12 protein-coding genes, 5 tRNA genes and 2 pseudogenes are annotated in these 17220 nt (G+C 46.1%); 8 read left to right on the forward strand and 11 right to left on the reverse strand.

The genetic code is table 11. The annotated features are described in order from the left end of the window. Window positions 1-42 precede the first annotated feature (42 nt). A complete protein-coding gene (locus tag FEM44_RS24770) occupies window positions 43-762 on the reverse strand; it encodes a phosphohydrolase (RefSeq protein WP_135522094.1) in 720 nt (239 codons plus the stop codon). Window positions 763-801: 39 nt separating this feature from the next. Next, a pseudogene (drpB, locus tag FEM44_RS24775) lies at window positions 802-1084 on the reverse strand (cell division protein DrpB). A 647-nt stretch (window positions 1085-1731) separates the two neighbouring features. Between drpB and FEM44_RS24780 the strand changes: the two are divergent. After that, window positions 1732-2805, forward strand: coding sequence for a porin (locus FEM44_RS24780; protein WP_135522092.1), 1074 nt, complete (start codon window positions 1732-1734; stop codon window positions 2803-2805). Window positions 2806-2894: 89 nt separating this feature from the next. Here FEM44_RS24780 and FEM44_RS24785 read toward each other — a convergent pair whose 3' ends face one another. Then, window positions 2895-3299, reverse strand: coding sequence for a universal stress protein (locus FEM44_RS24785; protein WP_135522090.1), 405 nt, complete (start codon window positions 3297-3299; stop codon window positions 2895-2897). 694 nt (window positions 3300-3993) lie between these two features. On the opposite strand from FEM44_RS24785, the gene hchA reads away from it, so the two are divergent. Further along, a complete protein-coding gene (gene hchA / locus FEM44_RS24790; RefSeq protein WP_130216437.1) occupies window positions 3994-4845 on the forward strand; it encodes a glyoxalase III HchA in 852 nt (283 codons plus the stop codon). Window positions 4846-5136: 291 nt separating this feature from the next. Continuing rightward, the gene (locus FEM44_RS24795; protein ID WP_135522196.1) at window positions 5137-6201 is read left to right on the forward strand and encodes a glycosyltransferase family 9 protein; all 1065 of its coding nucleotides are present in this window, start codon (window positions 5137-5139) and stop codon (window positions 6199-6201) included. Window positions 6202-6284: 83 nt separating this feature from the next. On the opposite strand, the gene FEM44_RS24800 is transcribed toward FEM44_RS24795, so the two are convergent. Next, window positions 6285-6360: transfer RNA gene (locus tag FEM44_RS24800), tRNA-Asn, on the reverse strand. Between the two features lie 100 nt (window positions 6361-6460). Continuing rightward, the gene (gene mtfA / locus FEM44_RS24805) at window positions 6461-7258 is read right to left on the reverse strand and encodes a DgsA anti-repressor MtfA (protein ID WP_135522088.1); all 798 of its coding nucleotides are present in this window, start codon (window positions 7256-7258) and stop codon (window positions 6461-6463) included. 93 nt (window positions 7259-7351) lie between these two features. Here mtfA and FEM44_RS24810 point away from each other — a divergent pair. The 3 genes from FEM44_RS24810 to amn all read left to right on the forward strand — a co-directional run bounded on the left by FEM44_RS24810 (window position 7352) and on the right by amn (window position 10662). Beyond that, window positions 7352-7441 (forward strand) — tRNA-Ser (locus FEM44_RS24810). Window positions 7442-7789: 348 nt separating this feature from the next. After that, complete coding sequence (gene shiA / locus FEM44_RS24815; RefSeq protein ID WP_135487617.1) at window positions 7790-9106, forward strand: shikimate transporter; 1317 nt, start codon at window positions 7790-7792, stop codon at window positions 9104-9106. 101 nt (window positions 9107-9207) lie between these two features. After that, a complete protein-coding gene (gene amn / locus FEM44_RS24820; protein ID WP_130208633.1) occupies window positions 9208-10662 on the forward strand; it encodes an AMP nucleosidase in 1455 nt (484 codons plus the stop codon). A 94-nt stretch (window positions 10663-10756) separates the two neighbouring features. On the opposite strand, the gene FEM44_RS24825 is transcribed toward amn, so the two are convergent. Together FEM44_RS24825 and yeeO are read right to left on the reverse strand one after the other, a co-directional pair. After that, window positions 10757-10832: transfer RNA gene (locus FEM44_RS24825), tRNA-Asn, on the reverse strand. Between the two features lie 100 nt (window positions 10833-10932). Continuing rightward, window positions 10933-12421: pseudogene (gene yeeO, locus FEM44_RS24830) on the reverse strand (toxic metabolite efflux MATE transporter YeeO). A gap of 160 nt (window positions 12422-12581) precedes the next feature. On the opposite strand from yeeO, the gene FEM44_RS24835 reads away from it, so the two are divergent. Further along, window positions 12582-12657 (forward strand) — tRNA-Asn (locus tag FEM44_RS24835). A 36-nt stretch (window positions 12658-12693) separates the two neighbouring features. Here the strand turns inward: FEM44_RS24835 and cbl are convergent. Both cbl and nac read right to left on the reverse strand, forming a co-directional pair. Beyond that, complete coding sequence (gene cbl / locus FEM44_RS24840; protein ID WP_135522084.1) at window positions 12694-13644, reverse strand: HTH-type transcriptional regulator Cbl; 951 nt, start codon at window positions 13642-13644, stop codon at window positions 12694-12696. Window positions 13645-13745: 101 nt separating this feature from the next. Further along, window positions 13746-14663, reverse strand: a complete 918-nt coding sequence (nac, locus tag FEM44_RS24845; RefSeq protein WP_135494115.1) for a nitrogen assimilation transcriptional regulator NAC — start codon at window positions 14661-14663, stop codon at window positions 13746-13748. A gap of 324 nt (window positions 14664-14987) precedes the next feature. On the opposite strand from nac, the gene FEM44_RS24850 reads away from it, so the two are divergent. After that, window positions 14988-15063: transfer RNA gene (locus FEM44_RS24850), tRNA-Asn, on the forward strand. Window positions 15064-15119: 56 nt separating this feature from the next. Here the strand turns inward: FEM44_RS24850 and ldtA are convergent. Together ldtA and cobT are read right to left on the reverse strand one after the other, a co-directional pair. Next, on the reverse strand, window positions 15120-16055 hold the full coding sequence (gene ldtA / locus FEM44_RS24855; RefSeq protein WP_135522082.1) for a L,D-transpeptidase: 936 nt from the start codon (window positions 16053-16055) through the stop codon (window positions 15120-15122). A gap of 61 nt (window positions 16056-16116) precedes the next feature. Beyond that, complete coding sequence (gene cobT, locus FEM44_RS24860; protein ID WP_135522079.1) at window positions 16117-17196, reverse strand: nicotinate-nucleotide--dimethylbenzimidazole phosphoribosyltransferase; 1080 nt, start codon at window positions 17194-17196, stop codon at window positions 16117-16119. Window positions 17197-17220: the final 24 nt, after the last annotated feature.

Genomic DNA, 17220 nt, shown 5'->3' on the forward strand with positions numbered 1-17220 from the left:
AGATTTAACCGGCCATATGAGATGGCCGACAGGTTAACATAATTACATCGGTTTAGGGCCACGCGCGCAGTCAGCTGGCGAAAACGCATCAATCACGTTGTGATCGATACCTTCATTCTCCCCCACCAGTTCAGCACTGAGTTTGGCCATAAATTCCACCAGAAAACGGGCGTTGTGTTGCGCCAGTTGTTTACCTTTTGCGGTTTGCATCGTTTGGGGTAGTTTTAGCAGCTTGGTCTGGAAATGGTCCAGCGCGTAACGTTTATCATCAAGCGGGCGATGCTGCGCGAACGGATCTTCGCCATCAAACAGCGCCACACCTAACGCGCCTGAAACCGCAAACACACGCGCCAGGCCAATCGCGCCTAAGGCTTCCATCCGGTCCGCATCCTGCACGATTTTAGCTTCCGCCGTTAAGGGCGTAATTTGCGCACTGAAACTGTGTGCGGCAATGGCATGACAAACGGGCTCTATTTTCTCCGCTGGAAATTGCGCAAACTCTTCACATAGCAGGCGACGCGTTTCTTCTGCTGCCAGCATTGAAGATTGCTGCCGTTGCGGATGATTTTTCGCCAGACTCACGATATCGTGAAAATAACAGGCGGTTAAAATCACCAGCATGTCCACGTCTTCATCTACCGCCAGTTTTTGTGCCGTCGCCCAGACGCGGCGAAAATGACACAGGTCATGGGCCGCGTCCTGATACTGATGATGGCTCTTCAACCAGTTCTCGAATTGTGCCTGCCAGTGTTGTAAGTCCATATGCGCTCCGCTGCCAAAGAGTCGCAACCTTAGCAGTTTTTACTCATAGCGTCTGTTACGTACGGGTCGAGGTCGCGTGTACCAGGCAATGCCGCCTAACAACGCACCGACCATGGCCATAAACCAAAAATCCCACTAACGCACCTAACCACTTACCCGCAGTTGAACCTAAATCACTTTCAAATCCAGACACGGGGGCATCGGGGATGCGGCTCATTACCCAGATGTAACGCGCCATTACCCAGACAAAATAACCACACCAGGTATAGAAAGCCCATAAAGCCAGTTTGCCGCCAGGGCTGCGAGAGAGTCTTTCTTCCATTGCTGTCGAACCATACTCCATTTTGAGATAACCCGGAAAATTCAGACTTATACTGTTATGTGATAAAAGTCACATTTTTCCACATCGGTCGAGCCAGTCAAGTCTCACTCATTTTTTAAACAAATATATGAATCTTAACCAGTGACATTATGTGCAGAAAAAACAAGTCAGAAGGCATTTGTATTTTGTTTGGGCATAATTGATTAATTCATATTTTGAATATATTGACCTTGAATACAATTATACCTTTTTTGTTTTCTGTGTCATGATGACTACGTTATTAGCCTTTTATCGTCTTGTTTATATTTTTGGGCCGGCATGATGCCGGCTTTTTTTATGCATTTATTTATGTGCAGTAGATCACACTAAGTCTCTAGCTCAACAACCATTGATGCAAGCTATCCTTCCAAAAGAACAATAACCAATTGATATGAAGACATAAATACAATGAATGCTTATGTCTGCAATTCATAATTTTGAATTATATTAAATAAAATAGAAACATTTTGAAATCTTTTAAATATATTTGTTACATGTAATCTTTAAAATAAAATGAACTTCATAGAATAGTATCCAAATGTGCTTTTTTTTGGATAACGGCACTTATTGATATATTCATGAAGATTATAATCACAAGGGAATACATAATGAAAAGAAAAGTTCTGGCAATGCTGGTCCCGGCGTTATTAGTTGCTGGCGCAGCAAATGCGGCTGAAATTTATAATAAAAATGGCAATAAAGTTGATTTCTACGGCAAGATGGTTGGTGAGCGCATCTGGTCGAACACTGATGATAATAACAGCGAAAACGAAGATACCTCCTATGCTCGTTTCGGCGTTAAAGGTGAAACCCAAATCAACAGTGAACTGACTGGTTTTGGTCAGTTTGAATACAACCTTGACGCCAGCAAGCCTGAAGGTTCTAACCAAGAAAAAACTCGTTTAACCTTCGCTGGTTTGAAATATAACGGACTTGGATCTTTCGATTACGGTCGTAACTACGGTGTTGCCTATGATGCCGCAGCTTATACCGATATGTTAGTTGAATGGGGTGGCGATTCCTGGGCTTCCGCTGACAACTTCATGAACGGTCGTACCAACGGTGTTGCAACCTACCGTAACTCTGATTTCTTTGGTCTGGTTGACGGTCTGAATTTTGCTGTTCAATATCAAGGTAAGAACAGCAATCGTGGCGTTACTAAACAAAACGGTGATGGCTATGCGTTGTCTGTAGACTACAACATCGAAGGTTTTGGTTTTGTAGGTGCATATAGCAAGTCTGATCGTACTAATGAACAAGCTGGTGACGGCTACGGTGATAACGCTGAAGTATGGTCATTAGCAGCCAAGTATGATGCAAATAATATCTATGCAGCAATGATGTACGGTGAAACACGCAACATGACCGTTTTGGCGAATAATGCATTCGCAAATAAAACCCAAAACTTTGAAGCTGTTGTACAGTATCAGTTCGACTTCGGTTTACGTCCGTCTTTAGGCTACGTATATTCCAAAGGTAAAGATCTTTATGCTCGTGATGGACATAAAGGTGTTGATGCTGACCGCGTAAATTACATCGAAGTTGGTACCTGGTACTACTTCAATAAGAACATGAACGTTTACACAGCTTACAAATTTAATCTGCTGGATAAAGATGATGCAGCGATTACCGATGCCGCAACTGATGACCAGTTTGCAGTTGGTATTGTCTACCAGTTCTAATCAGCCAACGCGCCGCGGCACGTAACTGTAAAACATAATATCGGCCTGAGTTCGTCCCTCATCGAATTCAGGCTTTTTTATATCCCACATCAAATCACCAACAGCGGCACACTAAGCTGCCGTAGCATGTCGATAAACCCTAATTCCTGCGTAGCTCCCAGCACAATAACATCAGCCAGTTGTTGTTCAGCAAGTTCCTTTATCCCTTCAGGAAGAGTGCCGAAATGAACATATGTATGAATAAATCCTTCAGGCAAAACCAGTTGTTCTGCTATATGAGCTAAACGGCACACAGCCTGCCCACGTAGACCTTCTTTAAAACGTTGCATATCAGAAATATACCCACGCTCGAGAACTCTTAAATATTCCGGTATAAAGCCAAGTAAGTGAACATGTCCAGAAGAAACATTGGCGAAAAATTGCGCATGAAAAAACGCTTGCTCTCTATCATCCCGAGAAAAAACATTCACCGGAATAACAATATTTCGGTACATAGGTATTCCCTGAAAAAATTCAATATTAATCAACTGCGCTTGAATGATTAGTGCATATTTTTAATGCTATATTTATTTCATTATCTTTAGAAAAGTTATCGTTGCTGCCCCACTTTAGTCTCCAGCCCATTCCCTCTGGCAAATTGCGCAAAGAGTACATCTGATGACAAGTAATTAATCATATCTGTCATCAGTTAAACCTTAATCTGGATCATCATTCTTTCGCGATAATCTTTCGTGCAAGACGGTTTTAAGATTATTTTTTTGCCAATAATCTCATTTTCGTAACTTACACTCTCATCGCATGGTCTGGGGAGATTCTTTGCTCCAGCATTTACCTATCTTAAGCAGGCCTCATGCAAATCATTCTGTTGTCAGCCCCCCCGGCGCCGCTCTAAGCATCACGTGAGCACAAAAAATCTCCACAATTAAAAATTGTGCTACCAGTGAGTCAACATCCTGATTTCTGAAAAATAGACTAAAATAAATTAACACCAATTCCAACCACTTTACGCAATAAGGAGAAAATTGGCATGAATAATATCCTACACAAGTGCAGCATAGTCATCGCACACTCCCCCTTGCATACCGCTTTCGATATATTGACTCCAATTCCCTATCTGGTTAAAAATAGAAACCAGCTCAGTCGCGAATATAGTGACTAACCTACATAAGTAACAACAAGGAATACACTATGACTGTTCAACAAAGTAAGAATCCGCAAATCGATATGGCTGAAGATAATGCTTTCTTCCCGTCAGAATATTCGTTAGGCCAATATACCAGCCCGATCTCTGATCTTGATGGGGTAGACTATCCAAAACCGTATAGCGGAAAGCAAAAAATCCTGGTAATCGCCGCCGATGAACGCTATTTGCCAACCGATAATGGTAAGCTCTTCTCAACAGGAAACCATCCGATTGAAACGTTGCTGCCGTTATATCATCTGCATGCTGCTGGTTTCGAGTTCGAGGTTGCGACGCTTTCTGGCCTGATGACAAAATTTGAATATTGGGCTATGCCGCGGAAAGATGAAAAAATTATGCCATTCTTTGAGCAGCACAAATCTCTGTTCCGCAATCCGAAAAAATTGGCAGATGTTGTCGCCAGCCTCAACGCAGACAGCGAATATGCAGCAATCTTTGTTCCTGGCGGTCACGGTGCACTCATTGGTTTACCAGAAAGCAAAGACGTGGCTGCCGCTCTGCAGTGGGCAATCGAAAATGACCGTTTTGTTATCTCCCTTTGCCACGGTCCAGCAGCCTTTCTGGCGCTTCGACACGGCGATAACCCATTAAATGGTTATTCAATTTGCGCATTCCCTGACGCTGCAGACAAACAAACGCCAGAGATTGGCTACATGCCGGGTCATCTGACCTGGTACTTTGGTGAAGAACTGAAGAAAATGGGCATGAACATCGTCAATGATGATATTACCGGCCGGGTACACAAAGATCGTAAACTTTTAACCGGTGACAGTCCTTTCGCAGCAAATGCGTTAGGCAAACTGGCAGCACAGGAGATGCTGGCCGCATACGTAGGTTAATCGGCTGACACTTACTGTGGAGTAAAAGTGGGGGTAACTCTCCCCCACTTAACAAACATGAAAACGACCACCTCCAATTGCTGACGTTTTAACGCTTCCCTTCACTTTACGCCCCCCAGACTGAAGAATGCGACACAAGCTATTTTTAAACAGAATGATAATTATCGAAAATGTTTAACACATAAACAATAAATATATAGTATATTCCACGTTATTATTTATCGATTTTAGAAATCAATCATTTCTGATAAACTTCACCACGTTTTAACCAGAATGGAAGCGAGGTTGGAAATGTCATTTATATCATTTTTCAGACGTATTGCATTTGCGTATTATGATTATCGCTGCAAAGATACTGATATTGCAAAAAGTGAATTCGTAGTTATTCACATTCCCGATCAAATTGGGGATGCAATGGCTATTTACCCAATAATCCGATCGCTTGAAATGCATAAAATAAAACACTTATTGATTGTCACATCAACAATTAATAAATCTGTTTTTGATGCACTTCATCTGGAACAAATAAAATTAACATTGGTCAGTATGACAATGCAGGATCATGCCAGTATTAAAGAAATAAAAAAATTAGCAAAAAGCATCAATGAACAATATGGAACTCCTGATCTTTGTATTGAAGCAATGCGCAAGAAAAACCTGAAGACGATGCTATTTATTAGTCATTTACGAGCCAATACAAATTTACAGGTTGTGGGTTTAACGATGAAATGTTATTCACCGATATGTAAGTCAGCGTCGAAAATGGATCAGTCACTACGCGCCCCAGTACCGCTGACATGGGCCTTCATGATGCGAGAAGTAGGATTTCCGGCGCCCCCGCCCATATTTGAATTGCCCCTCAGCGAAATAGTGCTAAAAGAAGTGCGTTGTGAGATGCATTCATTAGGTTCATATATTGCTCTTAATTTAGAAGGTAGCGTGCAAGAGAGAACATTTTCACTAACAATGGCACAAAAAATCATTGAAATGATTAAAATACAATCAGACATGCCAATTGTCATTGTTCATGGTCCGAAAGGTTCGGAAACAGCCCTGGAACTCACCCGGCATTTTGATAACGTTTATCATTTGTCGTTATCACCTTCAATAATGCGGTCTGCAGCAATCATAAGAGATGCCTTCCTTGCAATAACGCCAGACACATCTATTTTACACATGGCAAGTGCTTATAATGTTCCTGTCATCGCCGTGTATGCTGATTATAAGACTCGCTGGCCTGCCATGGCCGACATTTCAGAGACGATTGTGGTAGGAAAGGCTATTGATCATCTAAATTTGGATGAATTCAGCAATACGCTGAAAAGGATTATCGCGAAAATTTCAGTCACAGCGTAATGAAAGCTCTAACAAAAATTCAAACACTAAAGCACGTTTGCAGAAAAGCAAAAAGCCCGCTCGATAGCAGGCTTTTTTGAATTTGGCTCCTCTGACTGGACTCGAACCAGTGACATACGGATTAACAGTCCGCCGTTCTACCGACTGAACTACAGAGGAATCGTGAGAACGAGGCGAATATTACTTAGCAGCGCAGCGAGTGTCAACACTAAAATTCGCAAGTCATTTCAATCGGTTAATTAAGCAACAAAATTTATATTTAATGAACATTTGGTACTGAATCGGTGCCTCGCCCATTGGCATTTCGTAGCCGTTGTAATGGATCCTGCTTGTAAAATTGGCAGAAACGTTGCCACAGCGAGGGGAAGCGTGGCGCAAAAAGCTCCGGTGCACTAAAAAAGTATTCGGAAAGCACGGCAAAACATTCTGCAGGGTCACTGGCAGCATAAGCATCGATGCTGGAGGCATTTTCGCCCACTAACTCAATTTCTTCCTGAATGTTATCCATCGCCGCATGAAGATCGTGTTCCCATCCAGCGACTTCACGTAAAGAAATAAAGGGAACACCACTGGCGCGATCGCCATTTCGTGTATCCAGTTTATGTGCAACTTCGTGGATAATCAGATTAAAGCCCGAGGCATCGAAAGAATCTTGTATATCGAGCCAGTTCAGCACGATTGGACCTTGCTGCCAGCTTTGTCCTGATTGAACGATACGTTGATTATGTACCAGTCCTATATCGTCTTCCCATTCATCGTCCACCACAAATGGCGCAGGGTAAATTAGCACTTCATGAAAACCATCCAGCCATTCCAGTCCAAGCTCCAGAACAGGCAAGCAGAAAAGTAAGGCGATGCGACAACTTTTCAATGCATCAAGTTCAAATCCTTGTAGCGGGACCAGTCTTTTTTGCTGTAAAAAACGTTCGGCAAGAGTGACTAGTTTGCTTTGCTCCTGCTCTGTCAGACATGTCAAAAGAGGTATCGCCAGAGCTTCCTTCCATGGCAGCGTATCTTCATGATCTGTTTCTTGTACTTTCCAGGGCCACTTAATCATCGTTTTGCTCGCAAACTCGTCACTTGAACAAAATTGCACGGACAGGGACTGTTAAAATGCCAAATTTCCTGGCATCATGGCAACCATCTGAACGGAGAGATGCCGGAGCGGCTGAACGGACCGGTCTCGAAAACCGGAGTAGGGGCAACTCTACCGGGGGTTCAAATCCCCCTCTCTCCGCCAATCATTCAAGCAATTAGCTCGCCTGGTGTCAGTGACACAAATCCCATTAGGAAAATTCAAAAAAAAACCATCAGAGAAAAATAGCATCAGCCGAGCATGCGTTGCGGCTTTAGCATTCACATTTTTCTGTTCAACGCGGTTGTGACATGCAACTGAACCTATAATTATGTTTCGTTTCCAGCATATTACTGTTACCCCCTCCCGGCCCTTCATCCTCAGTTCCTGACATAAAAACATTTGCAGATACTTTCTGTCGCGGTAGTCTCATAAGGTTCGTTTATAGATCGACGGCAATGTGAGTTACCTTTTCCATACTAATTATAAAAAGACAGTACAAACAGGATCACTATGGACTCCACGCTCATCTCCACGCGTCCCGATGAAGGAACGCTTTCGTTAAGTCGCGCCCGACGCGCTGCGTTAGGCAGTTTCGCGGGTGCCGTCGTCGACTGGTATGATTTTTTACTCTATGGCATTACCGCCGCATTGGTGTTTAATCGCGAGTTTTTCCCGCAGGTAAGCCCGGCAATGGGAACGCTCGCTGCATTTGCTACCTTTGGTGTCGGTTTCCTTTTTCGTCCGCTCGGAGGTGTCATTTTCGGCCATTTCGGCGATCGGCTGGGGCGTAAGCGCATGTTGATGCTTACCGTCTGGATGATGGGCATCGCCACAGCATTGATCGGCATTCTCCCTTCGTTTTCAACTATTGGCTGGTGGGCACCAATTTTACTGGTGATGCTGCGAGCTATTCAGGGATTTGCTGTTGGCGGCGAATGGGGAGGCGCTGCGTTGCTGTCCGTTGAGAGCGCGCCCAAAAACAAAAAAGCCTTTTACAGTAGCGGCGTACAAGTTGGTTACGGTGTAGGGTTACTCCTTTCAACCGGACTGGTGTCACTGATCAGTATGATGACAACGGACGAGCAATTTTTGAGCTGGGGTTGGCGCATTCCTTTCCTGTTTAGCATCGTATTGGTGCTGGGTGCATTGTGGGTACGCAACGGCATGGAAGAGTCCGCTGAATTTGAACAACAGCAGCATAATCAAGCGGTAGTGCAAAAACGCATCCCGGTTATCGAAGCTCTGTTACGACATCCCGGTGCTTTCCTTAAGATTATTGCGCTGCGGCTGTGCGAGTTGCTGACGATGTATATCGTTACCGCCTTTGCACTTAACTATTCGACCCAGAATATGGGGCTGCCGCGCGAATTGTTCCTCAATATTGGTTTGCTGGTGGGTGGATTAAGCTGCCTGACAATTCCCTGTTTTGCCTGGCTTGCCGATCGTTTTGGTCGCCGTAGGGTTTATATCACCGGCGCAATAATCGGAACGTTAAGCGCATTTCCTTTTTTTATAGCGCTTGAGGCACAGTCCATTTTCTGGATCGTTTTCTTCTCCATTATGCTGGCGAACATTGCGCATGACATGGTGGTTTGCGTGCAACAGCCGATGTTCACCGAGATGTTTGGTGCCAGTTATCGCTACAGCGGCGCTGGCGTCGGATATCAGGTTGCCAGCGTGGTAGGCGGTGGATTTACACCTTTTATTGCTGCTGCTCTGATTACTTATTTTGCTGGAGACTGGCATAGCGTCGCCATTTACTTGCTGGCTGGCTGCCTGATTTCCGCAATAACCGCTTTGTTGATGAAAGACAATCAACACGCTTGATAGCCTGGCGAAGATCGTCCGATCTTCGCCTTACACTTTTGTTTCACATTCCTGTGACATACTATCGGAAATGCGGTAATTGCATGGAACAGGAGACACACATGAATAATAAGGGCTCCGGTCTGACCCCAGCTCAGGCACTGGATAAACTTGACGCACTGTATGAAAAATCTGTAGTCGCTTTACGCAACGCCATTGGCAAATATATTAAAAGTGGCGAGCTGCCTGACGAAAACGCCCGAAAACACGGTCTTTTTGTCTATCCATCGCTGACCGTGACCTGGGACGGTAGCGCAACAAACCCTCCCAAAACACGCGCGTTTGGTCGTTTTACTCACGCTGGCAGCTACACGACCACCATCACCCGCCCTGCTCTCTTTCGTTCATATCTTAATGAACAATTAACTCTGCTGTACCAGGATTATGGTGCACATATTTCCGTGCAACCGTCAGAGCATGAAATTCCTTATCCCTATGTCATCGACGGCTCAGAGCTGACGCTTGATCGCTCAATGAGCGCCGGATTAACTCGTTATTTCCCGACAACCGAACTGGCACAAATTGGCGATGAAACGGCAGACGGCATTTATCATCCAACGGAATTCTCCCCGCTATCGCATTTTGATGCACGCCGGGTAGATTTTTCCCTCGCACGGTTACGCCATTATACGGGTACGCCAGTCGAACATTTTCAGCCGTTCGTCTTGTTTACCAACTACACACGTTATGTGGATGAATTCGTACGTTGGGGGTGCAGCCAGATCCTTGATCCTCATAGCCCCTACATTGCCCTTTCTTGTGCTGGCGGGAACTGGATCACCGCTGAAACCGAAGCACCTGAAGAAGCAATTTCCGACCTCGCATGGAAAAAACACCAGATGCCCGCATGGCATTTAATCACTACCGATGGTCAGGGTATTACTCTGGTGAATATTGGCGTGGGGCCGTCAAATGCCAAAACTATCTGCGATCATCTGGCGGTGCTGCGCCCGGATGTCTGGTTGATGATTGGTCACTGCGGAGGATTACGTGAAAGCCAGGCTATTGGAGATTACGTACTTGCACATGCTTATTTACGCGATGACCACGTTCTTGATGCGGTTCTGCCCCCCGATATTCCTATTCCGAGCATTGCTGAAGTGCAACGTGCGCTTTATGACGCCACCAAACTCGTCAGCGGCAGGCCGGGTGAGGAAGTTAAACAGCGGCTACGCACTGGAACTGTAGTAACCACTGATGACAGGAACTGGGAGCTACGCTACTCGGCTTCTGCACTTCGTTTTAATTTAAGTCGGGCCGTGGCGATTGATATGGAAAGTGCCACCATTGCAGCACAAGGATATCGTTTCCGCGTACCATACGGGACGCTACTGTGTGTTTCAGATAAACCGTTGCATGGTGAGATTAAACTTCCCGGCCAGGCTAACCGTTTTTATGAAGGCGCAATTTCCGAGCACCTGCAAATTGGCATTCGGGCGATAGACTTGCTACGCGCAGAAGGAGACCGACTGCATTCGCGTAAACTGCGGACCTTTAATGAACCACCGTTCCGATAATGAGTTCAGATCCTTTGCGTCAGAAGAAGATGTGAAGGGTTTGATTAAGTAACAAAGCAAAAAGCCCGCTATAAAAGCGGGCTTTTCAGAAATTTGGCTCCTCTGACTGGACTCGAACCAGTGACATACGGATTAACAGTCCGCCGTTCTACCGACTGAACTACAGAGGAATCGCGAGAACGGGGCGAATATTAACGATGCCCATCCACAATGTCAAAGCCTGTTTTTTAATTTTGAATTCGTTTGCTGAAATAATCTGCGCTTTGTCGTTTATTCCGACACATCTGGCTTTTTTTTCATACTATTTATGCTCAGAACGAGGGTATTTCCATAGCCATCGCCCTGTAACCATTCGCCAGTAAAACAGCCCAGCCCGCACGGCCCAGTCGGCAAACATCCCCATCCAGACGCCAACCACACCCCAGCCAAGCATGATTCCCAACATATAGCCGACTACTACCCGGCATCCCCACATGCTCAGCATAGAAACCCACATGGCGTAGCGAGCATCTCGAGCACCTTTAAAACCAGCTGGTAGTACCCAGGAGGCGGACCAAATCGGCATAAATAAAGCATTCAACCAAATCAGAATCACAACGACATGTTTAACCTGCGGATCCTGGGTATAAAACGACGCCATAATCCCGGCAAAGGGTGCTGTTAACCAGGCTATTGCCGTTAACCCAATAGTGGACAGCCAAAACACATGCCTCAATTGAATTTCTGCTTGCGCTCTCTGCCCTACCCCCAACCTTCGACCCGTAATGATTGTAGAAGCAGAACCAAGTGCACTTCCTGGTAAATTGATAAGAGCCGCAATCGAAAAAGCGATAAAATTCCCGGCGATAACACTCGTCCCCATCCCGGCAACGAACATTTGTGTTAATAACCGGCCACTGGTAAATAATACGGATTCCACACTTGCTGGAATACCAATCCCCATTACTTCCCAGATAATGTTGAAATTCAATGGTTTAAAATAGCTCTTTAACGAGATCCGTAAAGCAGGATTAAAACCAATCGCCAGAACCCACAAAATGGCGACTGCGCCAATATAACGGGAAATAGTTAATCCCAGCCCTGCCCCGACAAACCCTAACCCCTGCCAGGAGAAAAGACCGTAAATCAATATGCCGCTAATGATGATATTAAGGATATTCAAACTACCATTTATAAGAAGCGGTATTTTCGTATTCCCTGCGCCGCGAAGTGCTCCGCTGCCAATCAAGGTGATTGCCGCCGCAGGATAACTGATGACGGTCAGTTCCAGATAAGTCAGCGCCAGTGCTTTTACCTCCGGCGTGGCCTCACCTGCAACAAAATCGATAATTTGCTCACCAAAATGATGAATAAGCGCTGCCAACAGTACGGCAAACAATGTCATGATCACTAATGACTGCCGTGTCGCTACCCTCGCTCGCCGTCGATCACGCTTACCGAGACTAAATGCCACAACGACTGTAGTACCAAGGTCGATAGCTGCAAAAAAAGCCATAATGACCATATTGAAACTGTCCGCCAGCCCAACGCCTGCCATTGCATCTTTTCCCAGCCAACTGACCAGAAACGTGCTCAGTACGCCCATCAACAGGACACAGGCATTCTCCATAAAGATAGGAACAGCAAGCGGGGTTATCTCACGCCAGAACAACACCTTGTAGCTCTTACGTTTTGCGTGCCAGCGAGTGCCATGAACAATCTGGCGTAAAGCTGAGGAGATATTCAAAACTGACCTTAATTGCAGAAAGTGAAACCACATTTCAAATAATGAGGGAGAATCAGCAAAGCTGCAAAGATTTTCGCCAGCAAATTGTCTGCAAATGCAACAAACTGTTGATAGAAACGGCAAACGGTTGAGAAATTTAAAAATCAGGTTTGACAAAAGATTTTTCGCCGTTAAGATGTGCCTCAACAGCGATTCCTCTGTAGTTCAGTCGGTAGAACGGCGGACTGTTAATCCGTATGTCACTGGTTCGAGTCCAGTCAGAGGAGCCAAATTTCTGAAAAGCCCGCTTTATAGCGGGCTTTTTGCTATATCTGATAATCAATTCCCTCTTCACTATTTTCCATCACCTGTCGCTTAATATCCTCAACCGACAGTCCTGCATTGCACAGTTCCAGAAAACGCCAGACATAGTTACGCTGTAATTGTCCTCGTTTTAGTCCCAACCAGACGGTATTAGCATCGAAAAGATGGCGCGTTTCCAGACGGATTAAATTCTCTTCCTCTCGTTCGCCACTGGATTGTTCTGCTACTAATCCAATCCCCAGGCCAAGGGCTACGTAGGTTTTGATAACATCAGAATCCTGCGCACTCAATACAATATCTGCCAGCAAACCTTTGCGGACAAATGCGTCATCAATCCGCGAGCGACCAGTAATCCCCTGTCGGTAAGTGATCAACGGCCACTTCGCTATTGATTCTAGCGTCAATGGCGTAATTTTTGTTAAGGGATGATTATCTGGAACGAGCAAACTATGATGCCAACGAAACCATGGGAAGGCGACGAGTTGCGGATCATTGCTCAGACGCTCACTGGCGATGCCAATATCGGCCCCGCCATTTTGCAGCAACGTCGCAATTTCCTGTGGTGTTCCCTGGATAAGCTCAAGCCGCACTTCCGGGAAAAGTTCGCGAAAGGCTTTAATGACTTTTGGCAAGCTGTAGCGTGCCTGAGTATGCGTCGTTGCGATAGTGAGAACGCCAGATGTATTGTTGGTAAAGAGATCGGCAAGTCGACGAACATTACTGGCTTCATTCAGAATGCGTTCTGCAATTACCAGCAATGCTTTGCCCGGTTCAGTCATACCAAGCAGTCGTTTGCCCCGACGAACGAATATTTCTATACCAAGCTCATCCTCCAGCTCTCGAATATGTCGGCTGACACCTGACTGTGAGGTAAAAAGCATATTCGCAACCTCTGTCAGGTTGTAATCCTGACGTGCAGCCTCGCGGATTATCTTTAGTTGTTGGAAATTCACGGTAAACTCCGGGCAGATCAGACATTCTGCTATTGTTAAAGTCTAACGCCCGGCATAACAAATAATAAAAACCTGCATCTTATTCCATCCAGATATAACGTTTAGCTAACCAATTGCCATTGTCTTTTTTCCATGACTGGAGGACTGATCACTGACAATAACAGCTCTTTCACTGCTTGTGCCTGTGGCGACAGTTTTGCTCTGGCAGGTAAATTTAATGACAAGGAGAGACTCATTGACGGTGTGGTAATACGTGACATCCATCCGTTAACTGCGTCACATAACGAGCGCGCGGCTGATTCGGGTAACACTGCAACCCCCATGCCGCTGGCAATCGCTGCGGTAAGTGTGGCGATAGACTCAATTTCACCGATGACTTTTGCCGTGAGTCGCCGTAAAGAAAAAGCCTCATCAACGCGGAGTCTTACGGCACTGTAATCGCTGGGGAGAAAGAGATTCATTTGCGCTATAGCATTAACATCAACGCTTTGCCCTGGAAAATCCTGAGTTCCGACAAGAAAAAGATCTTCTTTTAACAAAGCCTGGCTGGATACGCCAGCCACAGGGGAATGCTCGTAAATTACCGCCATATCAAGCTGGCTATTTATAAGTTTATCGTTAAGAACAGCGCCGCTGTTTTCATGTAGATAGATAATCACTTCCGGAAATTCGGCACGTACCGCCTGTAATAATGGCATGGTGATAGACGACGCGGCGGTTCCTGGCGCAAAGCCAATTGAGACTTGACCCGATAATGTCTGACCTACGTTATGAACTGCCAGTTGGGCCTGTTCACACTGACGTAAAATTGCCCGCGCATGGGTATAGAGAATTTTTCCGGCGTCTGTTGGAGTAACGCCACGTTTAGTGCGAATCAAAAGTTGTTGATCCAGCTCGCCTTCCAGTGTGGCGACCTGCTGACTGAGCGCAGGCTGCGCGATATGCAACACTTCAGCAGCCTGGGTCAGGCTACCAATGTCTACAATTTTTACGAAGTATTTCAGGCGTCTGAAGTTCATGTTGCCTCCGGTTTTTAAGAATCGGCCCAAGTGCCGGTATTACTCACAACCAGATTGCAAGATGCTTGCCAGTTTAAGTTTGGCGCTAACGCGAAAGCTAATCACCGGTCAAATAAGAGATTATGATTGTTTTGTCCTTTCGTCCGGGTTACAGAACGAGCGTTCATTGCCCCATAAAAGGGTGGCATGCACTACAATGGAACATTACAAAAAAGATTGAATGTTCATCGCTTTGTCGAAATTGCCAGCAAACGAATAAAAAAATGCATTTCCCCCTTTGACATCGCGGAACGCTGCCATTAATATGCGCCCCGTTCACACGATTCCTCTGTAGTTCAGTCGGTAGAACGGCGGACTGTTAATCCGTATGTCACTGGTTCGAGTCCAGTCAGAGGAGCCAAATTCAAAAAAAACCTGCTTTCGAGCAGGTTTTTTGCTTTCTACGTAACAACTATTTTAAAACATCTGCCTGGAACCAGAATTAACTTGCACAGGCATTCCCGATCGACGTTGCAACGCAGCATTTGCGCGATTTACATCAACTTCTTGTCCATTGATAAACGCCTGCAATGAAGGAGTTACCGGCAATGGCACTTTTCTGTCGGACTCATATTCCGCCCGATTGCGAGATAACGGTTCATGAACTTCCAGCCACTTTGAGCCATCCAGTTCCGTTGTGTATTTCACCGGCTGATCGATAATTTGCACGCGCGTCCCGACTGGAACATTATCGAACAAATACTTTATGTCATCATTGCGCAGACGAATACAGCCCTGACTCACCCGTAAGCCAATGCCAAAATTGGCATTAGTTCCGTGGATGGCATAAAGCCGACCAATATAGATGGCATAAAGCCCCATAGGATTATCGGGACCCGCAGGGACAAATGCGGGCAAACTCTCCCCTCGTTTCGCATATTCGCGCCGAGTGTTCGGCGTTGGCGTCCAGGTTGGAGCTTCTTGTTTACGTTCAACGGCAGTCACCCAATTGCGCGGCGTTTCACGCCCGGCCTGACCAATGCCGATAGGAAACACTTCCACAGTATTTGCGTCCGGCGGATAGTAATAAAGACGCATCTCAGCGACGTTAACCACAATCCCTTTACGAACAGTGGCGGGCAAAATCAGTTGCTGCGGAATGGTGAGTTGCGAGCCAGACTTCGGCAAGAAAACATCAGCGCCCGGATTCGCTTCCAGAATATTACTCAGACCTTGCCCGTACTGTGCAGCAAAGGTTTCCAGCGGCTGGGTATTGTGATCAGGAACCGTTATTGTCAGTGGTTGCCCTACTAAACGGCTACCTTCCGGAGGGAGTGGGTAAGTTACCGCCAGACTATTATGGCTGGCAAAAAGCAGAACAAATGAACAAAGAATATTTACACGACGCATCATGTCCCTTTCCTAAGTCGCGAAAGCTATCCGATAAGTATAGCTTTTATCTGACTTTTCGTTTTTAACTGTTCAATTCAGAAGTCGTCTTCCCCGGTAGAACAATATTACTGGCGGCAAGTTCACCCATGTTGCTGTATATCGCGCAGGCGGCTTCGATGATGGGCATCGCCAGCGCTGCGCCACTCCCCTCACCTAAACGCATTTCCATATTGAGATAAGGCTCCAGCCCCAAATGTGACAGCGCTATACGCGCCCCTTTTTCTGCCGACAGGTGAGAAGGAATGAGATACGGTTTGATTGCAGGACACATCCGGCATGCGGCAAGTGCAGCGGCGTAAGAAAGAAATCCATCCAGCAACACGGGTAAACCGCAGGAAGCGGCACCTAACATTACGCCAGCCATTCCGACCAAATCAAACCCACCGACTTTGGCCAGCACATCAATACCATCCAGTGGATTCGGTTGATTCAATGTTATTGCCCGACGAACAACATCAACTTTATGAGCCAGTTTATCTGTCGGCAGGTTTGCGCCAATACCGACCACTTCTTCAGGATCGCGTCCAGTAATCGCACTGACTATCGCCGCTGCCGGTGTGGTATTTGCCATCCCCAGTTCACCCACACCAAACAGCGTGACGCCATTTCTCGCTAGCTGGCGCGTATATTGTATGATGTCCAGAAGTAACGCTTCAGCCTGACAGGGGCTCATTGCCGGACCCGAGGCAATATTACCGCTACCTCGTGCGACACGCATGTTAATAAGCCCAGGGATAGGCTCAACGGTATCAATCCCAACATCAATCACGTGAACTTTAGCGCCCGCTTGTGCTGCCAGCACACACACACCAGTTGTTCCACGTGTCATGTTTTCAGCCTGGATGGCTGTCACTGCTTTCGGAGAAATAGCGACACCTTCATCCCAGACACCATGATCGGCACACATAACCAGCACTGCTTTTTGGCCCACATGAGGCACACCATTCAGTCCCGGCATTCCTGCCAGTTGTACGGCAAGCGCCTCCAGTCTTCCCAGACTACCGACAGGTTTGAGTAACCCATCAATATACCGTTGGGTACGCGACATAGCGGCAGGATCGATGGCAGGGATCGTATTCAATAATTCGGCGAGTGTTTGCATGTAACGTCTCCTCGGTAATCAGTC

Origin of the sequence: Escherichia sp. E4742, from assembly GCF_005843885.1 — a bacterium.
In the GTDB taxonomy this organism is placed as follows: Bacteria; Pseudomonadota; Gammaproteobacteria; order Enterobacterales; family Enterobacteriaceae; genus Escherichia.

What these genes read in the sequence shown, in the direction of transcription:
- FEM44_RS24770 (WP_135522094.1), bottom strand. Translation starts at nt 762, where the DNA reads ATGGACTTACAACACTGGCAGGCACAATTCGAGAACTGGTTGAAGAGC.
- shiA (WP_135487617.1), top strand. Translation starts at nt 7,790, where the DNA reads ATGGACTCCACGCTCATCTCCACGCGTCCCGATGAAGGAACGCTTTCG.
- FEM44_RS24785 (WP_135522090.1), bottom strand. Translation starts at nt 3,299, where the DNA reads ATGTACCGAAATATTGTTATTCCGGTGAATGTTTTTTCTCGGGATGAT.
- nac (WP_135494115.1), bottom strand. Translation starts at nt 14,663, where the DNA reads ATGAACTTCAGACGCCTGAAATACTTCGTAAAAATTGTAGACATTGGT.
- mtfA (WP_135522088.1), bottom strand. Translation starts at nt 7,258, where the DNA reads ATGATTAAGTGGCCCTGGAAAGTACAAGAAACAGATCATGAAGATACG.
- FEM44_RS24795 (WP_135522196.1), top strand. Translation starts at nt 5,137, where the DNA reads ATGTCATTTATATCATTTTTCAGACGTATTGCATTTGCGTATTATGAT.
- cobT (WP_135522079.1), bottom strand. Translation starts at nt 17,196, where the DNA reads ATGCAAACACTCGCCGAATTATTGAATACGATCCCTGCCATCGATCCT.
- FEM44_RS24780 (WP_135522092.1), top strand. Translation starts at nt 1,732, where the DNA reads ATGAAAAGAAAAGTTCTGGCAATGCTGGTCCCGGCGTTATTAGTTGCT.
- ldtA (WP_135522082.1), bottom strand. Translation starts at nt 16,055, where the DNA reads ATGATGCGTCGTGTAAATATTCTTTGTTCATTTGTTCTGCTTTTTGCC.
- hchA (WP_130216437.1), top strand. Translation starts at nt 3,994, where the DNA reads ATGACTGTTCAACAAAGTAAGAATCCGCAAATCGATATGGCTGAAGAT.
- amn (WP_130208633.1), top strand. Translation starts at nt 9,208, where the DNA reads ATGAATAATAAGGGCTCCGGTCTGACCCCAGCTCAGGCACTGGATAAA.